At 59.1% G+C, this 21,093-nt stretch carries 21 protein-coding genes; 8 read left to right on the plus strand and 13 right to left on the minus strand.

All coding sequences use genetic code 11. From position 1 onward, the window contains the following. Positions 1 to 14: 14 nt before the first annotated feature. Positions 15 to 1,601 (minus strand): cytochrome c oxidase subunit I, encoded by a 1,587-nt coding sequence (gene ctaD / locus VY732_RS00390; protein WP_016986466.1) that lies wholly within the window; start codon positions 1,599 to 1,601, stop codon positions 15 to 17. Positions 1,602 to 1,683: 82 nt separating this feature from the next. Further along, positions 1,684 to 2,811: a cytochrome c oxidase subunit II gene (gene coxB, locus VY732_RS00395; RefSeq protein WP_077575211.1), complete on the minus strand. Its 1,128-nt coding sequence runs from the start codon at positions 2,809 to 2,811 to the stop codon at positions 1,684 to 1,686. Between the two features lie 369 nt (positions 2,812 to 3,180). On the opposite strand from coxB, the gene VY732_RS00400 reads away from it, so the two are divergent. Next, on the plus strand, positions 3,181 to 3,831 hold the full coding sequence (locus tag VY732_RS00400; RefSeq protein WP_038365058.1) for a hypothetical protein: 651 nt from the start codon (positions 3,181 to 3,183) through the stop codon (positions 3,829 to 3,831). A 128-nt stretch (positions 3,832 to 3,959) separates the two neighbouring features. Here the strand turns inward: VY732_RS00400 and VY732_RS00405 are convergent, their stop codons facing one another. From VY732_RS00405 to VY732_RS00415, 3 genes are all read right to left on the minus strand, one after another. Beyond that, entirely contained in the window at positions 3,960 to 5,486 is a 1,527-nt protein-coding gene (locus VY732_RS00405; RefSeq protein ID WP_116028651.1) for a SulP family inorganic anion transporter, read from the minus strand. Between the two features lie 90 nt (positions 5,487 to 5,576). Next, on the minus strand, positions 5,577 to 6,305 hold the full coding sequence (locus tag VY732_RS00410) for a carbonic anhydrase (RefSeq protein WP_007911720.1): 729 nt from the start codon (positions 6,303 to 6,305) through the stop codon (positions 5,577 to 5,579). Between the two features lie 237 nt (positions 6,306 to 6,542). Next, on the minus strand, positions 6,543 to 7,601 hold the full coding sequence (locus tag VY732_RS00415; protein WP_331693338.1) for a PA0069 family radical SAM protein: 1,059 nt from the start codon (positions 7,599 to 7,601) through the stop codon (positions 6,543 to 6,545). Between the two features lie 226 nt (positions 7,602 to 7,827). On the opposite strand from VY732_RS00415, the gene VY732_RS00420 reads away from it, so the two are divergent. Then, on the plus strand, positions 7,828 to 8,130 hold the full coding sequence (locus VY732_RS00420; RefSeq protein ID WP_331693340.1) for a hypothetical protein: 303 nt from the start codon (positions 7,828 to 7,830) through the stop codon (positions 8,128 to 8,130). Positions 8,131 to 8,199: 69 nt separating this feature from the next. Here the strand turns inward: VY732_RS00420 and VY732_RS00425 are convergent, their stop codons facing one another. The 3 genes from VY732_RS00425 to VY732_RS00435 are packed head-to-tail and all read right to left on the minus strand — an operon-like array spanning position 8,200 to position 12,047. Then, on the minus strand, positions 8,200 to 9,501 hold the full coding sequence (locus VY732_RS00425; protein WP_331693342.1) for a c-type cytochrome: 1,302 nt from the start codon (positions 9,499 to 9,501) through the stop codon (positions 8,200 to 8,202). 12 nt (positions 9,502 to 9,513) lie between these two features. Then, complete coding sequence (locus VY732_RS00430; protein ID WP_331693343.1) at positions 9,514 to 11,298, minus strand: GMC family oxidoreductase; 1,785 nt, start codon at positions 11,296 to 11,298, stop codon at positions 9,514 to 9,516. 2 nt (positions 11,299 to 11,300) lie between these two features. Then, the gene (locus VY732_RS00435) at positions 11,301 to 12,047 is read right to left on the minus strand and encodes a gluconate 2-dehydrogenase subunit 3 family protein (RefSeq protein WP_077575215.1); all 747 of its coding nucleotides are present in this window, start codon (positions 12,045 to 12,047) and stop codon (positions 11,301 to 11,303) included. A 302-nt stretch (positions 12,048 to 12,349) separates the two neighbouring features. On the opposite strand from VY732_RS00435, the gene VY732_RS00440 reads away from it, so the two are divergent. After that, a complete protein-coding gene (locus VY732_RS00440; RefSeq protein ID WP_077575216.1) occupies positions 12,350 to 12,994 on the plus strand; it encodes a dual specificity protein phosphatase family protein in 645 nt (214 codons plus the stop codon). A 49-nt stretch (positions 12,995 to 13,043) separates the two neighbouring features. Here the strand turns inward: VY732_RS00440 and VY732_RS00445 are convergent, their stop codons facing one another. Together VY732_RS00445 and prlC are read right to left on the minus strand one after the other, a co-directional pair. Further along, positions 13,044 to 13,331 carry a YheV family putative zinc ribbon protein gene (locus VY732_RS00445; protein WP_077575217.1) on the minus strand — a complete coding sequence of 96 codons (288 nt, stop codon included), beginning with the start codon at positions 13,329 to 13,331 and terminating at the stop codon, positions 13,044 to 13,046. Continuing rightward, a complete protein-coding gene (prlC, locus tag VY732_RS00450; RefSeq protein WP_331693345.1) occupies positions 13,328 to 15,379 on the minus strand; it encodes an oligopeptidase A in 2,052 nt (683 codons plus the stop codon). Before prlC ends, VY732_RS00445 begins: the two co-directional genes overlap by 4 nt. A gap of 88 nt (positions 15,380 to 15,467) precedes the next feature. Here prlC and VY732_RS00455 point away from each other — a divergent pair, with 88 nt between their 5' ends. Together VY732_RS00455 and VY732_RS00460 are read left to right on the plus strand one after the other, a co-directional pair. After that, positions 15,468 to 16,013: a gamma carbonic anhydrase family protein gene (locus VY732_RS00455; RefSeq protein ID WP_331693347.1), complete on the plus strand. Its 546-nt coding sequence runs from the start codon at positions 15,468 to 15,470 to the stop codon at positions 16,011 to 16,013. Positions 16,014 to 16,041: 28 nt separating this feature from the next. Beyond that, entirely contained in the window at positions 16,042 to 16,692 is a 651-nt protein-coding gene (locus VY732_RS00460; protein ID WP_331693348.1) for an HAD family hydrolase, read from the plus strand. 93 nt (positions 16,693 to 16,785) lie between these two features. On the opposite strand, the gene VY732_RS00465 is transcribed toward VY732_RS00460, so the two are convergent. Next, positions 16,786 to 17,868, minus strand: coding sequence for an aminopeptidase (locus VY732_RS00465; RefSeq protein WP_331693349.1), 1,083 nt, complete (start codon positions 17,866 to 17,868; stop codon positions 16,786 to 16,788). A gap of 59 nt (positions 17,869 to 17,927) precedes the next feature. Here VY732_RS00465 and VY732_RS00470 point away from each other — a divergent pair, with 59 nt between their 5' ends. Continuing rightward, positions 17,928 to 18,350 carry a PA0061/PA0062 family lipoprotein gene (locus VY732_RS00470; protein ID WP_116028658.1) on the plus strand — a complete coding sequence of 141 codons (423 nt, stop codon included), beginning with the start codon at positions 17,928 to 17,930 and terminating at the stop codon, positions 18,348 to 18,350. Positions 18,351 to 18,390: 40 nt separating this feature from the next. Then, positions 18,391 to 18,810, plus strand: a complete 420-nt coding sequence (locus tag VY732_RS00475) for a PA0061/PA0062 family lipoprotein (protein WP_331693351.1) — start codon at positions 18,391 to 18,393, stop codon at positions 18,808 to 18,810. Between the two features lie 6 nt (positions 18,811 to 18,816). Here the strand turns inward: VY732_RS00475 and VY732_RS00480 are convergent, their stop codons facing one another. Together VY732_RS00480 and VY732_RS00485 are read right to left on the minus strand one after the other, a co-directional pair. Continuing rightward, on the minus strand, positions 18,817 to 19,056 hold the full coding sequence (locus tag VY732_RS00480; protein WP_077575224.1) for a DUF1161 domain-containing protein: 240 nt from the start codon (positions 19,054 to 19,056) through the stop codon (positions 18,817 to 18,819). Between the two features lie 242 nt (positions 19,057 to 19,298). Beyond that, positions 19,299 to 19,730: an OsmC family protein gene (locus VY732_RS00485; protein ID WP_007911695.1), complete on the minus strand. Its 432-nt coding sequence runs from the start codon at positions 19,728 to 19,730 to the stop codon at positions 19,299 to 19,301. Positions 19,731 to 19,971: 241 nt separating this feature from the next. Between VY732_RS00485 and VY732_RS00490 the strand changes: the two genes are divergently transcribed. Then, the gene (locus tag VY732_RS00490) at positions 19,972 to 20,973 is read left to right on the plus strand and encodes an LLM class flavin-dependent oxidoreductase (protein WP_034152274.1); all 1,002 of its coding nucleotides are present in this window, start codon (positions 19,972 to 19,974) and stop codon (positions 20,971 to 20,973) included. Positions 20,974 to 21,093 lie beyond the last annotated feature (120 nt).

A 21,093-nucleotide genomic window follows, 5' to 3' on the forward strand; every position in this document is an offset into this window, starting at 1 on the left:
AAAAGTCAGGCGTTTCATTTCACTTCCGGCGGCGTGGTGAAGGTGTGATACGGCGCCGGTGACGGCACGCTCCACTCCAGACCTTCCGCACCATCCCACGGTTTGGCCGGTGCTGGCGGGCCGCCGCGAATGGTCTTGATCACGATGAACAAGAAGAAAATCTGCGTCGCGCCAAACATGAACGCACCAATCGAGGAGACCATGTTGAAGTCGGCGAACTGCAGGTTGTAGTCCGGAATCCGTCGCGGCATCCCCGCCAGTCCCACAAAGTGCATCGGGAAAAAGGTCAGGTTCATGCCGACGAACGACAGCCAGAAATGCAGCTTGCCGAGGGTTTCGTCGTACATGTGGCCGGTCCATTTCGGCAGCCAGTAGTAGGTCGAGGCGAAGATCCCGAAGATCGCCCCCGGCACCAGCACGTAGTGGAAGTGTGCGACCACAAAGTAGGTGTCCTGATACTGGAAGTCCGCCGGGGCGATGGCCAGCATCAGCCCGGAGAAACCGCCGATGGAGAACAGGATCACGAACGCCACGGCAAACAGCATCGGCGTCTCGAAGGTCAGCGAGCCTTGCCACATCGTGCTGGCCCAGTTGAACACCTTCACCCCGGTCGGCACCGCGATCAGCAGCGTGGCGTACATGAAGAACAGCTCGCCCACCAACGGAATGCCGACCACGAACATGTGGTGCGCCCAGACGATGAACGACAGGAAGGCGATGCTCGCCGTCGCGTAGACCATCGAGGTGTAGCCGAACAGCGGCTTGCGCGAGAAGGTCGGGATGATCGAGCTGACGGCGCCGAAGGCCGGCAGGATCATGATGTACACCTCGGGATGCCCGAAGAACCAGAACACATGCTGGAACAACACCGGGTCACCGCCACCGGCGGCACTGAAGAAACTGGTGCCGAAGTGAATATCCATCAGCATCATCGTCACGCACCCGGCCAGCACCGGCATCACCGCGATCAGCAGGAACGCGGTGATCAGCCAGGTCCAGACGAACAGCGGCATTTTCATCAGCGTCATGCCCGGAGCGCGCAGGTTGAGGATGGTCGCGATCACGTTGATCGCACCCATGATCGAACTGATGCCCATCAAGTGGATGGCGAAGATAAAGAAGGTCACGCTTTCCGGCGCATACGTCGTCGACAGCGGCGCATAGAACGTCCAGCCAAAGTTCGGCCCGCCACCGGGGGTGAACAGGGTCGACACCAGGATCAGGAACGCCGCCGGCAACAGCCAGAAACTGAAGTTGTTCATCCGGGGCAGGGCCATGTCCGGCGCGCCGATCATCAACGGGATCATCCAGTTGGCGAGGCCGACGAACGCTGGCATCACCGCCCCGAAGACCATCACCAAACCATGCATGGTGGTCATCTGGTTGAAGAACGCCGGCTCGACGATCTGCAATCCAGGCTGGAACAGTTCGGCGCGAATCACCATCGCGAACGTACCGCCGAGCAGGAACATGCAGAACGCAAACCACAGGTACAGGGTGCCAATGTCCTTGTGGTTGGTGGTCAGCACCCAGCGCATCAGGCCTTTGGCGGGGCCGTGGGCGTGGTCGGCATGACCGTGGTCATCAATGACAGCGCTCATGGCCGGTCTCCTTTACGTGAGTGGGTGGGGCAGGCCGGGGCGCGCTGCCCCGGCCGGTTCACGAGGTACGCGATAGACCGGCTCATTTGCTTTCCGCCTGTTTCAGCTCCAGCACTTCTTTTGGCGTGACCATGTCGCCCTTGTTGTTGCCCCAGGCGTTACGTTCGTAGGTCACGACCGCTGCGATATCGACTTCCGACAGCTGTTTGCCGAACGCCGCCATGGCAGTGCCGGGCTTGCCGTGGAAGACAATGCTCAGGTGGCCTTCTTTCGGTCCGGTGGCGATTTTCGAACCCTTGAGCGCCGGGAACATCGGCGGCAGGCCCTGACCTTCGGCCTGGTGACAGGCAACGCAGGTGGTGTGATAGATCTTGTCGCCACGTTCCTTGAGTTCGTCGAGGGTCCATTCCTTGCTGGTCAGCTCTTTCAGCTGCGCGGCCTCGGCTTTACGCTCGGCGAGCCACTTGTCGTAGTCGGCCTTGTCCTTGACCTCGACCACGATCGGCATGAAGCCGTGATCCTTGCCGCACAGTTCGGCGCACTGGCCACGGTAGATTCCGGGCTTGTCGATGCGCGTCCACGCCTCGTTGACGAACCCCGGAATCGCATCGCGTTTCACCGCGAAGGCCGGCACCCACCAGGAGTGGATAACGTCGGCCGAGGTCACGAGGAAGCGCACCTTGGCGCCGGTCGGCAGCACGAGCGGCTTATCGACCTCGAGCAAATAGTGCTCGCCCTTGGTTTCCTTGTTGTGGATCTGTTCGGCGGGGGTGGCCAGGTTGCTGAAGAACTCGACGTCCTGGCCCAGGTATTTGTAGTGCCACTTCCACTGATAACCGGTGATCTGGATATCGATATCCGGCTCACTGGTGTCGTACATCTTGATCAGGGTGGCGGTCGCCGGCACGGCCATCGCTACCAGAATCAGGAACGGTACGACGGTCCAGAGAATCTCGACGGTGGTGCTTTCGTGGAATTTTGCGGCGACCTGCCCGGTAGAACGGCGGTGCACCATCATCGACCAGAACATGGCGCCGAAGACGATGATCCCGATCACCACACAGATCCAGAAAATGGTCATGTGCAGGTCGAATACTGCGTGACTGATTTCAGTCGCTCCAGGCGCCATATTCACAGTCCAGGCGGCGTGCGCAGGACTGAAAATCGACCACAACAGGAGGCCCATCCAGACGTGTGGATGTCGCATCATTGCGGGTTCCCCTTATCGTTCTTGTTATCCCGCCGGCTTTCGCCTGCGGCAAGGGAGCGGCTGCATCAGACTACGAACTTGAATCGCCGGGCCTTGCTGCGGGTGCAGTCGGGCGTCATCAGCTAACTCCATTCACTGGCGAGTATAGACAGCGACGGGAAATTGCAATGTGCGCACGTAAATCAACTGAAACAGCTGGCACTTGCGTTCAAGGGCACGAATGGAGAAGGATGCAGACGAGTGGTGGCAAACCGATATAACGCAGGTGCATCAAGGATGAAATAATTATGACAAATGCGTCTTAGCATTTTTCGTAAGCCAGCTAAGTTATGTCTTCCCTATTTCATTGCCTTGTTTCCTGGAGTTTTCATGAACACCGCCGCATTGCGCGAGCAGATCCAAAAAGCCCAACAACACGAAAAAGAAACCGGCCTGCTGACCCGTCAGCTGGAAAGCAAGCTGCCTCATTTACACCCGGCGATCCAATTGCCGGAAGCCGACGCCAATGGTGTGCTGACGCGTTTTGTCGCCGCCTATATCGATGAAGTGCCAGACCTGCTGGATGCAGCCAATGAAGTTGCCAGGGAAGCGGGAATCGAATCGCAGATCAAACCGGTGCTGAAAATCGCCGAGCAGTATTTCCTCCAGCCGCCAGCCATCATGGCCGGGCACGTTGGCCTGGACAGCCTGCTCGACGAAGCCTATCTGGCGCACCGTTTTGTCGAAGAGGTCAACGACCTGTACATCAAGCATTTCGGCCAGCCACTGATCCCCTTGGACATGACGGTCGCCAACTTGATTGCTCACCAATTGATCGGTGAGGAATTTGCCAACCAACTGGACGAAGCGGTGCATCACGCGATCGACGAGATGCTCAACGACGAGAGTTTTGCGCTGGAGTCGGTAGAGGTTTACCGCGACAAACTCAGCAGCCCGGACACCGGCGCCGCGTGGAAACGCTGGCCGTGCATGGGCCGCCGACTGGGTGTGGGCCTGGAACTGGACCAGCCTGCTGCCTGAGTTCACACGATCCAATGTAGGAGTGAGCCTGCTCGCGATGGCGATAGATCATTCAACATCTCTGTTGACTGACCCACCGCCATCGCGAGCAGGCTCACTCCTACAGGGGTTGAGTTCAACCAGCAAATTTAGCCGGCCGCACCGATCCCGGTGGTAGTGCGAATCCGTCCCTCAAGCCTGCGCTTCAACCCCCGCGACTCAATCAACAGCTTCGAGCCCTTCGCCGCATTTGCCCGGCCCCACTCCTCCAGCAACTCCAGACACGAATGGTCGATGTAGCTCAGATTGTTGAGCGGCACATGCACCGTCGTCCCCTGCGGAATACTGCCCAGCACTTGCGTCAGCGCCGGCACCTTGAGGAATGTCGCCGCGCCGATCAGACGCAACTCCATCTCACCGTCCTGCGGCAGATCGATCAGGCTGATCTTCAACCGCGACGCCTTGAACGCCAGTTTCAACATCGTCAGACCGAAACCGATCAACACGCCCGTCAGCAGGTCAGTGAAGATGATTGCCAGCGCTGTCGCCGCGTAGGTGAACATCGGCATGCGCCCATAACGACCCAGACCTCGAAACGCTTTGAGATCGACCAGTTTGAACCCGGTGTAAACCAGCACACCGGCCAGACTCGCCACCGGAATGCTTTGCAGCACACTCGACAGCAACAGCACGAATGCCAGCAGCCACAGGCCATGGAAGATCGTCGAGTAACGCGTGGTCGCGCCGGCCTGGACGTTGGCCGAACTGCGCACGATCACCCCGGTCATCGGCAGCGCCCCGAGCAGACCGCAGAGCATGTTGCCGACCCCTTGCGCCGACAGTTCGCGGTCGAAGTCCGAACGTACGCCGCTGTGCATGCGATCCACCGCTGCGGCGGACAGCAGGGTTTCCGCGCTGGCAATAAACGCTACCGCGAAGGCGGCGATCAACAGCGTCGGATCGGCCAGACTGAGCAGGTCCGCCGGTTTCAGCCAATCGATGGCTTCGGCCAGATTCGCCGGCACTTCAACACGTTTCACCTGCAACGCCAGCAGCAGACTCGCGCCTGTCGCCAGCCCGACACCGAGCAATGCCCCGGGCACGAAGCGCAGCGAATGCGGGCGAAACTTCTCCCACAGCCACATCACCGCAATCGTCGACAGCCCGAGCAGCCCGGCCTGCCAGCCGAACGACGGCAAGGCCTGCGCCACAGCAGCCGGGAACGCCGTGAGGTTATCCAGCCCTGAAGGCTTGGGTGACGCATCAAGCATCACATGCACCTGTGACAGCACGATCAACACGCCAATCCCCGCCAGCATCCCGTACACCACCGCTGGCGCCGTGACCCGAAACCAACAACCGAGTTTCAAGCGGCCGGCGACCAGTTGCAGAAAACCGGCAAGCAACAGAATCGGCCCGAGCATTTCGATTCCGTGCTGGCGCACCAGTTCGAACACCAACACCGCCAGACCTGCCGCCGGCCCGCTGACCTGCAACGGCGAACCCGCCAGCCAACCGACCACCAGACCACCGATGATCCCGGTGATCAGCCCTTTGGCCGGTGGCAACCCTGAGGCGATCGCAATACCCATGCACAGCGGCAGGGCGACCAGAAACACAACCACTGAAGCGAGCAGCTCCCGTGGCAACACCGCTTTCAATTGAGCCGCACGCATGGCGATTCTCCCGAAGTTTTCTTCAGGCATGGCGAGGCCGGGTCGCTGAATCAGCGACCGGCGTCAAACCACACAGATGTTTAGGAGGATTTAGAAGCGCGCTTTAGGCGTCGCCACCGGAATCGGATGGCTGCCGTCGAGCGGCAGGAAACGTCCCTGATCCGCGTCGTAAGCTTTGATTTCGCTGGTTTCGATATCGTAGACCCAGCCATGGATGAACAAATGACCGTTCGCCATGCGCGAGGCTACCGAAGGATGGGTACGCAAGTGCTGCAGTTGGGCGATGACGTTTTCCTCGGTGAGGATCGGCATGCTTTCTTTTTCGTCGGCGCAGTTACAGTTTTCATGCACCATGGTTTTCGCGACTTCAGCGTGGCGCAGCCAGGCTTTGACTGTCGGCATTTTTTCCAGGCTGTCCGGATTGAGCACTGCACGCATGGCGCCGCAATCGGAGTGGCCGCAGATGATGATGTGCTGCACGCCGAGCGCCAGTACCGCGTATTCGATTGCGGTGGAAACGCCGCCGTTCATCTGCCCGTAAGGCGGCACGACGTTGCCGACGTTACGGGTCACGAACAGATCGCCGGGCGAACTGTGAGTAATCAGCTCGGGGACGATGCGCGAGTCGGCGCAGGTGATGAACATCGCCTTGGGCGCCTGGGCCGTGGCAAGTTTCTTGAAGAGCTCTTCCTGCTGTGGGAAGACCTCATGATGAAAATGCAAAAAGCCGTCTACGATCTGTCGCAGCGCTGCATCGGCGGATTCCGCTTCAGGGGTTTGCGCCGACGCAGCCAACGGCTGTTTATCCTTGTCACTCATGATTCATCCTCTTTGGCGGATTAGGGGAGTCATTCCCATGTATTCCGGTATGAAGCCAGTGGCTGTTTAAACATCCGGGTCATCCCGACCCGTCAGTCACTCGATGAACAAGGTAGCCGCCGAAACTTAACTCAAACTGAATCAAACGCTCTAGAACGTGTGTTCCAGGTCACAAAAAACGTGACTGAGTGATTTCGGCGGAAGGATTCCAACCCCTCAACCATAGGCCAATTGTCGCTAAATCAAAGACATCTGGCGACCCGGCGGACAGAAGGCGGTGCAATCGAGGTTATAGCCCTCGCGATGATTCAAGCCAAGACGCTTGATCGCTTTGGCAAACCGCTGCGCGAGCAGATCGGCGAATACCCCTTCGCCGCGCATGCGTGCACCAAAACGGCTGTCGTAGAGTTCGCCGCCACGGCTCTGGCGGATCAGGCTCAGCACGTGCGCGGCCCGCTGTGGATAGTGCGCGGCGAGCCATTCTTCAAATAGCGGCGCCACTTCCAGCGGCAGGCGCAGCATCATGTAGGCCGCGCTTTGTGCGCCGGCGGCGTGGGCTTCGCTGAGCAGACTCTCGATTTCGCTGTCGTTGATCATCGGAATCATCGGCGAACACAGCACGCCGACTGGAATGCCGGCCTCGCGCATCACCCGAATGGCGCGCAACCGCGCTTTAGGGGCAGCGGCGCGCGGTTCGAGGATGCGTTTGAGTTCGTCGTCCAGCGTGGTCAGGCTGATCATCACCGCCACCAGCCGTTGCTGCGCCAGTTCGCTGAGCAAGTCGAGGTCGCGCAGGATCAGTGAGCCCTTGGTGACGATGGTCACCGGGTGCTTATAGCGCAGCAGCACTTCGAGGATCTGGCGGGTGATTTTGTGCTCACGCTCGATCGGCTGATACGGGTCGGTGTTGGAACCCAGGTTGATCGGCGCACATTGATAACCCTTTTTCCCGAGCTGTTCTTCCAGCACTTGCGCGGCGTTGGTCTTGGCGATCAGCCTGGTTTCGAAATCCAGCCCGGGTGACATGTCCCAATAGGCATGGCTGGGCCGCGCGTAACAATAGATGCAGCCATGTTCGCAGCCGCGATAAGGATTGATCGAGCGGTCGAAAGGCAGATCCGGTGAAGTGTTGCGAGTGATGATGGTTTTTGCGGTTTCGATCATCACCTCGGTGCCCTGAGTCTCAGGCACTTCCTGATACCAGCCGTCATCCTCGGCCACAGAACGGTTCGGCGCGAAGCGGTTGTGCGGGTTGGTCGCGGTGCCGCGACCGCGGGGCGGGAGAGGATTGATCATTGGGCGGGCTCCTGATCTGTATATGCATACAGTACCTGAGCGTGCCCGGTGTGATCCAGTACCGTTCAGCGATGGGATCTTTTTGAATTCAAAAGTTTATATAGAGGTGCGAAGGATAAATACAACCCGAGATACATATGTTCCATTGTCGCGACAAGTTATCGAATATAGTCTTGGCCACTTCCATCGGTACTTGTCCGATAACTAGATTAAAAGGATTTAATTCATGTCTTATCTCAATCAGCGTGGCGTCTTTATGCAACTGATGTTGCCCAATGCATCGGAGCCCAATACTGTTGTTTCGATGCAACTTGCGCGTAAGGAGCTGGGCTGGAACGCCGAGCAGGAGCTGCCCACCGAGACGCTGGTCGACTCGATCTACGTGGTGGCGGTGTCCAGCGACCGTGGCAAGACATTCACTATTCGCACCAACAAGAAAGATGTAGACGGTGATGGCGATATTGATAACGACGACAAGGCAAAATTGATTTCCCTGGCCAAAACCTATGTAAGTATCGTTAATCCGTAAGATTGAAGTTTGTTGCGATATCTGTAATTAAAAAACCCTGCATGAATGGTTCATGCAGGGTTTCAGTTTTTAATGATGATCTGTTATTTGGCCAAGATCATCAGTGGACGTTGTTTTCATATCGTCGCTGCGTAACTCCGCAACTTCTTTGGCACTGACCGGCGCACCTTTGTTGCCCCAACTGCCACGGATGAAACTCACCACATCCGCCACTTCCTGATCCGACAGGCGCCAGGCGAAACCGGGCATGGTGAAGGTCGACGGTGCCGTGTGTGTCGCCGGCAACGTGCCGCCCTTGAGCACGATGTGGATCAACGAAGTCGGGTCTTCCGATTGCAGCACCGGATTACCTGCCAGCGCGGGGAATACCCGGGTGTAACCGTGGCCATCGGTGCGGTGGCACGCTGCGCAGTTGTCGATGTAGACCGCAGCGCCACGTTGACTGTCATCGCCGTTCCACAGCGCTTTGGCGGCTTTTTCATCGTACTGATGCGGTTGATCGTTCGGATCAGTGGCCGGCAACGACTTGAGGTAGCGGGCAATCGCCGTCAGGTCGGCATCCGTCATGTATTGCATGCTGTGGGTGACCACATCGCTCATGCCGCCGAACACGGCGCTGCGATCGCTGCGACCGGTCTTGAGGAACTGCACCAGTTGCTCTTCGCTCCAGCTACCGAGGCCATCCTTGTGATCACCGCGCAGACTTTTGGCGATCCAGCCTTCCAGCGGCGCACTGCCGGCGAGGAAGTTTTTGCCATCGGCCGCGCTCAGGGATTTTTCCTGCATGGTCAAGGCGCGCGGCGTATGGCAGGCACCGCAATGGCCGAGGCCTTCGACCAGATACGCGCCACGGTTGATGACCGCGTCGTCACCGGTTGCTTTGTAGTCCTCGACCTTTGGCGCAAACATCCAGCGCCAGCCCATCAGCGGCCAGCGCATGCTGAGTGGCCACGGAATGTCGCTGGCCTTGTTCTCTTGCGCCACCGGTTCTACGCCGTGCATGAAGTACGCGTACAACGCTTGCATGTCGGTTTCGCTGACACGCGCGTAGGACGGATACGGCATCGCCGGGTACAACGTACTACCGTTTTTGGCGACGCCATGGCGTACGGCCTGGTCGAAGTCCTCGAAGCTGTATTCACCGACGCCGGTTTTGTCCGGGGTGATGTTGGTCGAGTAGATCGTGCCGATCGGGGTTTCCATCGGCAGGCCACCGGCGAACGGTTTGCCGCCCTTGGCGGTGTGGCAGGCCACGCAGTCACCGGCGCGTGCCAGATATTCGCCCTGTTTGATCAGACTTTGATCAACTTCAGCCGCATGAATTGAGGCACTGCCGAGCAGCGCCAGGGTCGCGATAACAAGATTTTTCATGGTCATCGCTCCTTAAGCCTGAACCAGCGGGCCGGGGTTTTTCAGGTACTGCTCGCGGATCGCCTTCGCCGACCAGTAGGTCAGTGCGGCAACCAGCCCGGTCGGGTTGTAACCGAGGCCTTGCGGGAATGCCGAGGCACCCGGAACGAAAACGTTGTGCACGTCCCAGCTCTGCAAGTAGCGGTTCAGCGCGCTCTTCTTCGGATCGGTGCCCATGATCGCGCCACCGTTAAGGTGAGTGGTCTGGTACGACGCCGTATTGAAGTGATCGCCGACTTTCTTGCCGATTACCGCAATCGCTTTCGGCCCCATCGCTTCAGCGACCTTGCCCATTTTCTCGACCATGAAGCGGTTCATCTTGATGTCGTTTTCCTGCCAGTCGAAGGTCATCCGCAGCAGCGGCAAACCGTAGGCATCGCGGTACACCGGATCGAGATCGAGGTAGTTGCCCCGGTAGGACTGATGCGCGCCGTGGGCGTCCATCGACACCTGATGGGTGTAGTAATCGGCGGTCGCGCGTTTCCAGGCACTGCCCCACGCGGGTGTGCCCGGCGGGTTCGAGGTGCCGGCAATCGGCCGGCTGCCGGCCTGGTTGACCCACATCGGCGAGCCGCCGACGAAGCCGTGCGGGCCGTGGTCGAAGTTGTCGGCGTTGAAGTCGTCCAGCGCCACGCCGTTGCCGCCGGCGCCGATGAAGTTGTTGGTGTGAGTGTCCTTGTCGAAGAACGCCTTGATGGTCGCCATGTTCTGGTAGGCGAAGTTACGCCCGACCACGCCTTCGCCGCTGATCGGGTCGTACGGCTTGCCGATGCCGGAGAGCAGCATCAGACGCACGTTGTGCAACTGGAACGCGCCGAGGATCACCAGATCCGCCGGTTGCTCGATCTCGCGACCCTGTCCGTCGATGTAGGTCACGCCGGTGGCTTTGGATTTCGTGCTGTCGAGGTTGACCCGCAGTACGTGCGAGTTAGGCCGCAACTCGAAATTCGGCAAAGGTTTCAGCGCCGGCAGAATGTTCACGTTTGGCGAAGCCTTGGAGTACATGTAGCAGACGTAACCGCTGCAGAAGCCGCAGAAGTTGCATGGGCCCATCTGCGCGCCGTAGGGATTGGTGTACGGCCCTGACGTATTCGCGGACGGCAGGTTGTAGGGTTTGTAACCGACTTCCATAGCCGCTTTGCCGAACAGCTGTGCGGAGACCGTATTCTTCTGCGCTTCCAGCGGGAACGGGTTGGAACGATCCGGCGCGTAGGGGTTGCCGCCCTTGCCCTGACCGACCAGTTGGCCTTTCACGGTCCAGGCCTGGCCGGAGGTGCCGAAGACTTTTTCGGCGAAATCGAAGAACGGCTCCAGCTCTTCATAGCTGACGCCGAAGTCCTGGATAGTCATGTCCTTGGGGATAAAGCTTTTGCCGTAGCGCTCTTCATAGTGGCTGCGCATGCGCAACTCGATCGGGTCGACCCGGAAGTGCACGCCCGACCAATGCAGGCCGGCGCCGCCCACACCATTACCCGGCAGGAACGCGCCCAACTGGCGGTTCGGCAGGGCGATGTCGTTGACGCTGTGGCGGATGGTGACGGTTTCTTTCGAGATGTCCTGAAAAAGTTTTTTGCGCACGCTGTAGGTGAGTTCGTCGATCACCTGTGGATAGTTGCCGTCGGGGTAAGTGTCCTGCATCGGCCCGCGCTCCAGCGCCAGCACGTTGAGACCCGCTTCGGTCAGCTCTTTGGCCATGATCGCGCCGGTCCAGCCGAAACCGACGATCACTGCGTCAACCTTCTTCATTACCGTTGCCATGCTTACGCCCTCTCGCCGCGAATCGAAACTGCCGGGAAGGGGTATTGCTCGTTGCGTTCCACCCAATCCATGAAATCGGCGCGGGCGCCGGGAAAGCCGATCATGGTCCAGCCGACCATGCCTTTGTTGCCACCGTGGATCGGGTCGCAGAAGAACCCTTCCTTGGTGTTTTGCAGCAGCAGATTGAAGAAAATCTTCGCTGGAACGGCGTCAAACTGAGGTTTGCCGGCTTCGAGTTGCTTGAGCAAATCGTCTCGGGTAGCGCTGTCTTGCTCAGCAAATACTTTACCGTTGAGGGATTTTGCCCACTGATCCGTGGCGGCGATGCCGAGGCGATAGATCTCTTTGGGCACCAGTTTGCTCTGCCAGCCCATTTCCGGAGCGGCGTCGGCATTGAACGGGCCTTGCATGTACCACAGGGCGCCGGCGGCGTACGGCGTGTTCATCTGGCGATCGATGTATTCCGGCACACCGGCTTCGAGCGCGCCCGGGCCTTGGGCATCGTTGGGGATCAACTGCGCGACGGCGGCGTTGATAAACGCCCACTCTTCGGCGGTGAAATAACTCGGTTGGTAGACGCTGGCGTCAGCACGAGCCGGTTGTGGTGCGGGCGCAGCCGGTGCCGCTTCAGGCGCTGCTTGCAGGACGCTGCTGCCCAGACCGGTGCCGGCCAGGGTGACCACTGGAATCAGGGTCAGGGATTTGCGCAAAAACTCACGCCGCGGGTTGTCTCGATCTTCATCAGACATGGGGGTGCACCTCATCAGGCATTAGGGGACAGCCGCTTCTGCGAACGGCTTGAGGATTTTTCGTCGCGACGACAGCGGTCTGACCCGGGAGGCGACGCGCCTGCAACATCATGTGACAAATGGTAGCAGGCTAAGCTTCTGGATGAACCGATTCATCGGAAAAAAACAGCGGTTTTCTGCGTGACGGTGAATGAAACCATGCCGATTCACGATTCTTTGACAAGCGCCTCACAGGGCTTTGACCGCGCAACGCCGAAGCTGCGGTTCCTATCACCGATGAACCCCGACACGGTTACCCCAGCATGTCCCGAGTGCGTTTTTTCCCTGTTTTGTGTTTATCACTTGTAGCACTGCTGCACTGGCTGCCGGCCCAGGCTGCGGCAACCGCGACGGCCCGTCCCGCTGATTGGGCGCAACCGGTCGAAGTGCAATACAACCTGTTCCAGATGTCGCCGACGCTCTATCGAAGCGCGTTACCGGATGGCGGCGCCGTGCCGTTGCTGAAAAATCTCAAAGTTGCCACGGTGATCAACTTCCTCCCGGAAGCTGACAGCAACTGGTTGTCCGAGCCCGGCATTAACCAGGTGCAACTGCCATATCGCACCAACCACGTTGACGACGCCGATGTGCTCAAGACCTTGCGGGCTATTCAGTCTGCCGAAGCCAACGGTCCGGTATTGATGCACTGCAAGCACGGCTCCGACCGCACGGGTCTGATGGCGGCGATGTACCGCGTGGTGGTTCAGGGCTGGAGCAAAGAGGATGCCTTGAGCGAGATGACCCAGGGCGGATTCGGCGAGAGCGGGCACTTCCGCGACAGCGTGCGCTATGTGATGCAGGCCGATGTCGACAAGCTGCGCACGGCGCTGGCCAATGGCGATTGCAGCACCAGCGCGTTCGCCACTTGCTCGATGAAGAGCTGGTTTCAGTCCGTCAATCTGAAGTAATCCGCGACCTTCCACGACATTGCATCGTGGAAGGTTTTCAAGCCGCCGCTCAGTCTTCGGATTTCTTCTTCAGCTTCGGATTCGGAAAGAACTGCACCGCCTGCACGGTCTTGTCCGGCGCAGGCTTGTTCAGCGCGCTGGTGTTGACCCGCGTGCCCAGCTCTTTCGGTACCGACAGACCTTGCTCGTTGAGCGTGTCGGAGTAACCGCAAGCCACACATTCACGGTGCGGCACGCTGTCTTCGTTCCACATCATCAACTTGTCCGGCTCGCTGCACGCCGGGCAGACCGCCCCGGCGATAAAGCGTTTCTTGGTAATCACAGGCCCCTCACTCATGCTGCCGCGTCCTCACTCAGGCCGCTGTGGCGCAACAGTGCGTCAATCGACGGCTCACGGCCACGGAAGTCGACGAACAGCACCATCGGTGCCTGCGAACCGCCGCGCGCCAGAATCGCTTCGCGGAAGGCACGGCCGGTTTCTGCGTTGAGCACGCCGTCTTCTTCAAACTTCGAGAAGGCATCCGCCGACAGCACTTCCGCCCACTTGTAGCTGTAGTAACCCGCGGCGTAACCGCCGGCAAAGATGTGCGCGAAGCTGTTCGGGAAGCGGTTATAGGCCGGTGGACGCATGACAGAAACTTCGTCACGCACGCCTTCCAGCACCTGCGCAACGCTACGGCCGTCACCGTGGGTGGCGTGCAGTTCGAAGTCGAACAGCGAGAACTCCAGCTGACGGACCATCATCAGGCCGGACTGGAAGTTTTTCGCCGCGAGCATTTTTTCCAGCAGATCCTGCGGCAGCGGCTCGCCGCTTTCGTAATGACCGGAAATCAGCGCGAGGCCTTCCGGCTCCCAGCACCAGTTTTCCATGAATTGGCTCGGCAGCTCGACCGCGTCCCACGCCACGCCGTTGATGCCGGAAACACCGGCGTGATCAACGCGGGTCAGCAGGTGATGCAGGCCATGGCCGAATTCGTGGAACAGCGTGGTCACTTCATCGTGGGTCAACAGCGCAGGTTTGCCGCTGTCGGCCGGGGTGAAGTTGCACACCAGATTGGCCACCGGGCTTTGCAGCACGCCGTCGACGGTGCGACGACGGTCGCGGGCGCCGTCCATCCACGCACCGCCACGCTTGTTGGCGCGAGCATAGAGGTCGAAGAAGAAGCGGCCGACGTGCAGACCGTTTTCCTTGATTTCGAACAGGCGAACATCCGGGTGCCAGGTGTCGAAGCCTTTCTGCTCGGCGATTTCGATGCCGTACAGGCGCTGCACGATGGCGAACAGACCGCCCAGTACTTTGTCGATCGGGAAGTAGGCGCGCAGGGTTTCCTGGGCGACGCTGTAGCGTTGTTCACGCAGCTTTTCGCCGTAGAAACCGCTGTCCCAACTTTGCAGATCGGCGCAGCCCTGTTCGGCGGCGTAGGCGCGCAGCTGTTGCAGATCCTGTGCGGCGAACGGTTTGCTGCGCTTGGCCAGATCGCGCAGGAAGCTCAGCACCTGATCGCTGGATTCAGCCATTTTGGTGGCCAGGCTTAGCTCGGAGAAGCTGGCGAAACCCAAGAGTTTGGCCAGTTCCTGACGCAGGTCGAGGATCTCTTCCATCACCGGGCCATTGTCATTCTGGCCAGCATTCGGGCCTTGATCCGAGGCGCGGGTGCAGTAGGCGGCGTAGACTTCTTCACGCAGCGCACGGTCTTGCGCGTAGGTCATTACTGCGTAGTAGCTCGGGAATTCCAAAGTGATCAGCCAGCCGTCGAGGCCTTTGGCTTGTGCCGCAGCAGCCATTTGCGCCTTGGCCGAATCGGTCAGGCCGGCAAGCGCGGCTTCGTCGCTGACATGTTTGGTCCACGCCTGAGTGGCGTCGAGCAGTTGGTTGGAGAAGCGGCTGCCCAGCTCGGACAGTTTGCTTTGCACTTCGGCGTAGCGTTTCTGCTCGGCTTCCGGCAGGTCGATACCCGACAGACGGAAGTCACGCAGGGCGTGTTCCAGAATAGTCTTTTGCGCCACGTCGAAACCGGCGGCTTCAGGGCTGTTGGCCAGTGCTTCATAAGCCTGGAACAGTTCGCGGTTCTGGCCCATTTCGGTGGAGTAGGCGCTCAGGGCTGGCAGGCACGACTCGTAGGCTTCGCGCAGTTCGGCGCTGTTGCACACGGCGTTGAGGTGGCTGACCGGGCTCCAGGCAGCGCCGAGGCGGTCATTGAGTTCGTCCATCGCCAATACCAGGCCGGCCCAGGTCGGGTTCTGGCCTTGGCTCTTGAGGATGTCGGCAATGGCGGCGCGGTTGTCCGCCAGGATCGTTTCGATGGCGGGCAGGACGTGTTCGGCACGGATCGTGGAGAACGGTGGCAGGTCATAGGACTGCAGCAGAGGGTTGTTCACGCTCACGGTTGGCACCTTGGCTGGGGAAACATTGCCCCATCTTAATTACAATCGGCATCATCCGCAGCTATCGGCGACAGAGAGAGAAATTATCGTGTCCGTTCGCAAGTACCAGAATCACACCCCCAGCCTGAGCAAAGGCGCATTTGTCGACGCCTCTGCGGTGGTTATCGGCGACGTCGAAATCGGCGAAGACAGCTCGGTCTGGCCGCTGACCGTGATCCGTGGCGACATGCACCGTATCCGCATCGGTGCGCGCACGAGCGTCCAGGACGGCTGCGTGCTGCACATCACCCACGCCGGCCCGTTCAACCCGGACGGCTTCCCGCTGCTGATCGGCGACGACGTGACCGTCGCCCACAAAGTCATGCTGCATGGCTGCACCGTCGGCAGCCGCGTGTTGATCGGCATGGGCAGCATCGTCATGGACGGCGCGGTGGTTGAAGACGATGTGATCATTGGCGCCGGCAGCCTGGTGCCGCCGGGCAAGCGCCTTGAAACTGGCTTCCTGTATGTCGGCAGCCCGGTGAAACAGATTCGCCCGCTGACCGACAAGGAAAAAGCCTTCTTCACCTACAGCGCCGCCAACTACGTGAAGCTCAAGGACCTGCATCTGGCCGAAGGCTACGACCAGCTCTGAATCGCCTTACACCTGATCAGGATTTCTCATGCATTACCAAACCGTACTGTTCGACCTTGATGGCACCCTGACCGACCCGCGTGAGGGCATCACCCGCTCCATCCAGTTCGCCCTCGCCAAGCTCGGTATCGATGAGCCGGATCTGACCAAGCTGGAACACTTCATCGGCCCGCCGTTGTTGCAGGCGTTTATGCAGTTCTACGATTTTGATGAAGCCAAGGCGTGGCAGGCGGTGAATTTCTATCGTGAGCGCTTCAAGGTAACGGGCCTGTATGAAAACCGCGTGTTTGAGGGTGTTACGCCGTTGCTGGAAACCCTAAGTGGCCAAGGCCGGCAGCTGTATATTGCCACTTCGAAACCGTGGGAATTTGCTCGCGAGATTGCCCGGCACTTCGACTTCGCCCGGCACTTCAAGGTGATCTACGGCAGTGAACTGGATGGTACGCGGACCAACAAGGTTGAGCTGATTGCGCATCTGATCAAGGAAGAAGGGCTGGATCCGGCGGATACGCTGATGATCGGCGACCGCAAGCATGACCTGATCGGTGCGCGCAGCAACGGTCTGGATGCGGCGGCGGTCGGTTATGGATTTGGCAGTTTTGAAGAATTGAATGCCGAAGCGCCGGCTTATCACTTCGAGACACTGGATCAGTTGCATCAGGCCTTTTTGCAGCGCTGATTAGATTGCAATCGCGAGCAGGCTCACTCCTACATTTGGAACGCATTCCCTTGTAGGAGTGAGCCTGCTCGCGATGACTTACTCCCAATCAACTCAACTGTTTGGATCTGCCAACATTTTCAAAGCCGCTTTGCGCTCAGCCACCGGCAACCCACCCAACCGCTCAACCTGCGCATAAAACCTCAGCCAATCCCCTCCAACCTGCTTGAACAACGCCGCAAACGCCGGTACCCATTGGTCATACAGCCCAAACGGCAACAACCGCGCATTGTTCAACGGCGTATTCACCCAAGCGTCATAACGCTTGTCCCCGGCCCACTGGCTGTCCCTCATCATTCGGTATTCGCGGCGAAACTGTTCGAACTCGGCTGCTTTGTGTTCGCGTATTTGCTCAACCGGTATTGACTGCGCGTAGAGCTTTTCCAGCCGTGAGCGGGTATCGAGGACCAATTCAATAAACTGATCGCGCTGCTTCAGCCGTGAATCGGTGTCCGCCGGCAACCCACGAAACGCCCGCCACTGCCGCGTGCCTTCCTGCTCGACAAACGTGGCAAAGGATTCGTTGAATTCGGTGTCGTCCTTGACATAGAAACGCTGGTGCGCCAGCTCGTGAAAGATCAGCGTGGCCAGACGCTCATCGCCCCAACCCATCATCGAATTGAGGATCGGGTCGTTGAACCAGCCGAGCGTCGAATAAGCTTCAACACCGCCAATCGACACGTCCATGCCCTGCAGGCGCTGGATCGCCGCTTCGCCTCGCGCGGCACTCTGACTGTAATAACCGCGATAGGCCACGCAGCCGGCAATCGGGAAGCAATGATTCTGTGGCGTCAGGGAGAACTCCTGAGTGGCGAACACATTCCACACCACGTACGGGCGATGGATATCGGCGTAAAGGCGATAGCTCTGGTTATCGGGCAGGTGCAGATGTTCGCTGGCAAAAGCGCGGGCTTTTTGTGACTGGGCCAGATGCGCTCGCAAAGTGGCATCGCGGGTCGGATCGGCAATCACCTTTTCCACAGGCTCTCGGGCCCGCAGCAATTGCAACTGACCGCTGGCCAACTGAGCGTAATAGCTGACGCTGGCGCAACCGTTGAGCAACAAAAACAACACACCCGGAAACAAAACCCGAAAAACGCGATCAAGTAACCCAAGGCTTGGAAACGGCCTGCTCAAAATAAGAAATCCCCCGGAGAGTCTGCCCGCAAGACTATCCCGCCTTAAGGAGCACCGCTATGCGCATGTTGATGCTGTCAGGAGGCCTGCTGACGCTGGCCGGTTGTGCCGGATTCGGAATGCCCGATCCCGACCCTTCGCAAGCCTGGATCGACCTCGATGCCCGGCAACAGGACACGACCTTGCAAGCGATGAAGGTCGATAGCAGCGTGACCGACGACAAACGCTACTTCGAAGTGCAGCCCGGCAGCCATGAATTGAAGGTGCGTTATCAGTTTCCGGTGGCCGCGACCAACATCGGTCCTGACGCTGAGCCGCTGTGGCGCGATTGCCAGTTGAACGTGAAATTCAAGGACTTCAATGCCGGCCAGCGTTATCAGTTGCAGGCTGGCAGTATCGGCTTCAGGCCGTGGGCCAAGCTCTATGACGAGCAGCGCAAAGTAGTAGGCCAGGGCACGCCGGCAGGCTGTCAGAGCAGCTGATCGGCGCTATGCTGAATATTCAGATCTGTGGATATCCATCATGCGCCAGTTGCTGTTGTTGCTCGTTGCCAGTCTTGTGGCCGGTTGTCAGACGCCGTTGCCACCGGTCGATCCGCAGATGGCCTGGGTCGATTTTTCGACGCCGACACCCGGCGGTAAGGTGCTGATGGCCGAGCGCCTCGACAAACAACGACTGAATGACGGGCGCTTCTTCCAGGTCACCCCCGGCAGCCACGAATTGCGCGTGCGGTTCGATTTCGAAGTGTTTGGTGGTGGCGGCAGTTTGATGAACAGCCCGGTAGAGCGGTTGTGTTACATGTACATCCGCTATGACCATTTCGAGGCCGGTCAGCGTTACACGCTGGAGGGCCGTTCGCTGGCGTTCACCCCGAGTGCCCGGCTGTACAACGCCAAGCGCGAAATCGTCGCCGAGGACTACGACTACAACTGCATTATCTGAGGCGACTCAGCTGTCGTTCTTCTGATAGATGATCGCTTTGGTGCCGTTCTCGCATGAACCGACCACCATGGCGATGTCATGTTTTGCGGCTTCTTCCTTGCTTACGATTTCCAGTGTGTAGGACGGCACTGCTTTGGCCTGAATCTTGACCTCAATCTCGTTCTTCAATTCTTCGCAGTCTTTGGGTGCAGCAATTACCGAGGTGGCCAGTGCACTGCAGAGGATCGCCAAGCCAATACGTTTCATGAGTGAAGCTCCCTGAGGCAGCGCGCACGGGGGTGCGCTGAAGCTGCTGTTACTTATTCGACCATATTTTTACAGCGAGGGTTCTGACTTCGCTCACAAGTTGTGCTGAAGGTTTCAAACCTTGTGTTGATTTTGAAATTGCCTTCGCGAGCAGGCTCGCTCCCACATTTGGAACTGTGTGCCACACGAATCCCTGTGGGAGCGAGCCTGCTCGCGAAGGCATCAGAGCGGTCAGCGTCGAATCAACTGACCAGCGAAGCCTCAAGGGTAATCTTCGCATTCAGCACTTTCGACACCGGGCACCCTTCCTTGGCCTTGTTGCTCAGCTCTTCAAACTGCTCCTGCGTCGCCCCCGGGATTTTCGCCTTGAGAATCAGCTTCACCGCGGTAATCGCGAACCCGCCATCCACCTGATCCAGAGTCACTTCAGCCTGAGTATCAATGCTGTCGGCCTTCAGGCCCGCATCGCCCAGAATCATCGAAAACGCCATGGAGAAGCAGCCGGCATGCGCGGCGCCGATCAGTTCCTCCGGGTTGGTACCTTTGCCGCCCTCGAAGCGGGCCTTGAAGCCGTAGGGCGCTTCTCTGAGGACACCGGTTTCGGTGGAAATCGAGCCGATACCGGTTTTCAGATCACCAGCCCAATGTGCGGATGCTTTCTTCACGATAGCCATGTCTGCCTCCTCAATATCTGGCGCGGAAACGCCGCGCCGTCGTGGTTTTGCTTGCAAGGCTTCTGAGGATAGACGCCGCAGCAAAGTTCAGCCCGGCTGAATCGTTGACTTTTTTAGTAGGAAATTTCATCGCTGCTATTGAAACTCGGGTATATGCCCTCATTGCACAAAACACGCTTATGGATTTGGCAGGTTTTCGTTCGCAAGAAAAGCCTGCCTCCTCACTCGGAGACGCAGGTTTATGAAGCAACTGTCCGACGTAAAATTTTCCACCCTCGATCTGGTACCGGTACGCGAGAACGGCAGCCCGGCGCAATCGCTGCGCAATTCGCTGGATCTGGCGCAGCACGTCGAGAAATTCGGCTACACGCGGTTCTGGGTGGCCGAACACCACAACATGGACGGCATCGCCAGTTCTGCGACGTCTGTTCTGCTCGGCTATCTGGCTGGCGGTACGTCGACGATTCGTGTCGGCTCCGGCGGCGTGATGCTGCCCAACCATGCGCCGCTGGTGATTGCCGAGCAGTTCGGCACACTGGAAAGTCTGTACCCGGGCCGGATTGACCTCGGCCTGGGCCGTGCTCCCGGTTCCGATCAGATGACCGCTCGTGCCTTGCGCCGTGAGCGCTCTGGTAGCGCTGATGATTTCCCCGAGGACGTCGCCGAACTGGTGCGCTACCTCGGTCCGCGTACTCCGGATCAGCGGGTGATCGCGATGCCGGGCACCGGCACCAATGTGCCGATCTGGCTGCTGGGTTCCAGCCTGTTCAGCGCGCAATTGGCTGGTGAGCGCGGCTTGCCTTACGCCTTCGCCTCGCATTTCGCTCCGCGCTTCATGCATGAGGCGATCCGCGTTTATCGCAATCACTTCAAGCCTTCGGCGGTGCTCGACAAACCGTACGTGATGCTCGGCGTGCCGCTGGTGGCCGCCGATACCGATGAACAAGCCGATTACCTGGCGACTTCGGTGTACCAGCGCATTCTTGCGTTGATGCGTGGGCAGAGTCTGGTGCAGCGTCCGCCGGTGAAGACCATGGACGGGCTGTGGCTACCGCATGAGCGTGAGGCGGTGGGGGATTTCCTGGGGCTGGCGATGGTGGGGAGCCCGCAGAAGATCCGCGCCAAGCTTGAGGTGCTGGTTGAGCAGACGCAGGCCGACGAGCTGATTTTCACCAGTGATCTCTACGAACACGCTGATCGAGTGCATTCGTACGAGTTGTTGGCGCAGGTGATGAAGGGCTGAAAAGCCCCTCACCCTAACCCTCTCCCGGAGGGAGAGGGGACTGACCGGGTTGACTGTTCGAGATACGCCGACCTGAAAAATCCAGTCGTACTCAGGCTCTGAACAACCCCCGATCTGCTC

The organism is Pseudomonas sp. ZY71 (assembly GCF_036542145.1).
Taxonomy (GTDB): domain Bacteria; phylum Pseudomonadota; class Gammaproteobacteria; order Pseudomonadales; family Pseudomonadaceae; genus Aquipseudomonas; species Aquipseudomonas koreensis_A.

Coding starts and splice junctions, on each gene's coding strand:
- VY732_RS00490 (WP_034152274.1), top strand. CDS start 19,972: ATGAAGCAACTGTCCGACGTAAAATTTTCCACCCTCGATCTGGTACCG.
- VY732_RS00410 (WP_007911720.1), bottom strand. CDS start 6,305: ATGAGTGACAAGGATAAACAGCCGTTGGCTGCGTCGGCGCAAACCCCT.
- VY732_RS00460 (WP_331693348.1), top strand. CDS start 16,042: ATGCATTACCAAACCGTACTGTTCGACCTTGATGGCACCCTGACCGAC.
- VY732_RS00435 (WP_077575215.1), bottom strand. CDS start 12,047: ATGTCTGATGAAGATCGAGACAACCCGCGGCGTGAGTTTTTGCGCAAA.
- VY732_RS00415 (WP_331693338.1), bottom strand. CDS start 7,601: ATGATCAATCCTCTCCCGCCCCGCGGTCGCGGCACCGCGACCAACCCG.
- coxB (WP_077575211.1), bottom strand. CDS start 2,811: ATGATGCGACATCCACACGTCTGGATGGGCCTCCTGTTGTGGTCGATT.
- ctaD (WP_016986466.1), bottom strand. CDS start 1,601: ATGAGCGCTGTCATTGATGACCACGGTCATGCCGACCACGCCCACGGC.
- VY732_RS00405 (WP_116028651.1), bottom strand. CDS start 5,486: ATGCGTGCGGCTCAATTGAAAGCGGTGTTGCCACGGGAGCTGCTCGCT.
- VY732_RS00425 (WP_331693342.1), bottom strand. CDS start 9,501: ATGAAAAATCTTGTTATCGCGACCCTGGCGCTGCTCGGCAGTGCCTCA.
- VY732_RS00475 (WP_331693351.1), top strand. CDS start 18,391: ATGCGCCAGTTGCTGTTGTTGCTCGTTGCCAGTCTTGTGGCCGGTTGT.
- VY732_RS00445 (WP_077575217.1), bottom strand. CDS start 13,331: ATGAGTGAGGGGCCTGTGATTACCAAGAAACGCTTTATCGCCGGGGCG.
- VY732_RS00485 (WP_007911695.1), bottom strand. CDS start 19,730: ATGGCTATCGTGAAGAAAGCATCCGCACATTGGGCTGGTGATCTGAAA.
- VY732_RS00400 (WP_038365058.1), top strand. CDS start 3,181: ATGAACACCGCCGCATTGCGCGAGCAGATCCAAAAAGCCCAACAACAC.
- VY732_RS00430 (WP_331693343.1), bottom strand. CDS start 11,298: ATGGCAACGGTAATGAAGAAGGTTGACGCAGTGATCGTCGGTTTCGGC.
- VY732_RS00420 (WP_331693340.1), top strand. CDS start 7,828: ATGTCTTATCTCAATCAGCGTGGCGTCTTTATGCAACTGATGTTGCCC.
- VY732_RS00470 (WP_116028658.1), top strand. CDS start 17,928: ATGCGCATGTTGATGCTGTCAGGAGGCCTGCTGACGCTGGCCGGTTGT.
- VY732_RS00480 (WP_077575224.1), bottom strand. CDS start 19,056: ATGAAACGTATTGGCTTGGCGATCCTCTGCAGTGCACTGGCCACCTCG.
- VY732_RS00440 (WP_077575216.1), top strand. CDS start 12,350: ATGTCCCGAGTGCGTTTTTTCCCTGTTTTGTGTTTATCACTTGTAGCA.